Annotated in this window: 2 protein-coding genes; both read right to left on the bottom strand. The window is 33.4% G+C overall.

Annotated elements, in window-relative coordinates; translation table 11 throughout:
* Window positions 1–29: 29 nt before the first annotated feature.
* Window positions 30–359, bottom strand: coding sequence for a DUF2085 domain-containing protein (locus tag AC1DTM_RS28530; protein WP_078181754.1), 330 nt, complete (start codon window positions 357–359; stop codon window positions 30–32).
* Between the two features lie 171 nt (window positions 360–530).
* A partial coding sequence (locus AC1DTM_RS28525; RefSeq protein WP_477001494.1) for a DALR anticodon-binding domain-containing protein occupies window positions 531–992 on the bottom strand: 462 nt, incomplete at its 5' end.

The following is a 992-nucleotide window of genomic DNA, read 5'->3' as shown; positions in this document are numbered from 1 at the left end:
GTATGTAGGTACCTCCGTTAGTATATGTTTTAAGACAATATCCATATAATGCTAGATGAAATGAATAATCCCATACCATTACCGCTTAATAAACCGGTCGTTACTCTTAGTAAATTTGTGCTGCTTCTCCATTTCCACTTTTGGGTGAATCCATCGATTAATAATGGAATTTGAGCAAAAAAGGATAGTATTAATGAAAGACTAAACGAAGGCGTTATTAAAAAATATATTGGGAATATACAGAAACCAATAAACATACCTGTGCATCGTGCACATAAAGGTATGTATTTTTGTAGTTTCAGGAAACTCCTTTCCTGTATTCTATGACAAGGAATATTTAAAATGAAACTTCGAATCAATACGAACCATCCTCTCTAAAAATATTTTAATTGATTTCGTAACAAAATTATAGAATTCTTACACTTCGTAGCGTATAACACTTTATAGATAAGAATTTATTCAAGAAAATACAAAAAGACAAATCAGGTTAATGACCGCCTGATTTGCCTTTTTGTTACAAAATTATTATTTTACATCTCCTCAGGCGCCCCCACCCCAAGTAAACGTAATCCCTCTTTTAATACAACCGTCACAACGTAAGCTAATGCGAGTCTACTGTCCTTCTCTTCGCTCTCTTCTAAAATACGAACATTTCCATAATATTTATTGAACGCTTGTGCTACATCTAATACGTATTTTGAAATAATAGATGGCTCATTTTTGTTGAAGGCCGCTTCAATTACTTGCGGGAATTTGTTAAGTAATTTTACTATACTCCAGCTGTAATCGTCTTTTAATTCAAAATTACACGTTTCAAATTCCACACTTTCTTTTCTTAAAATAGAGCAAGYACGCGCATGCGTGTACTGTACATACGGTCCTGTTTCTCCTTCAAATTTCAACATATTTTCTAATGAAAATTCGATATTATGCATACGCTCATTTTTTAAATCGTGGAAGATTACTGCTCCAACACCGACTTGTTTTGCCAC

It is taken from the genome of Bacillus sp. P4_D3 (assembly GCF_056401855.1).
Note: the sequence above shows the minus strand (reverse complement) of the source record. Positions and strands in the feature narration are given on the sequence as shown.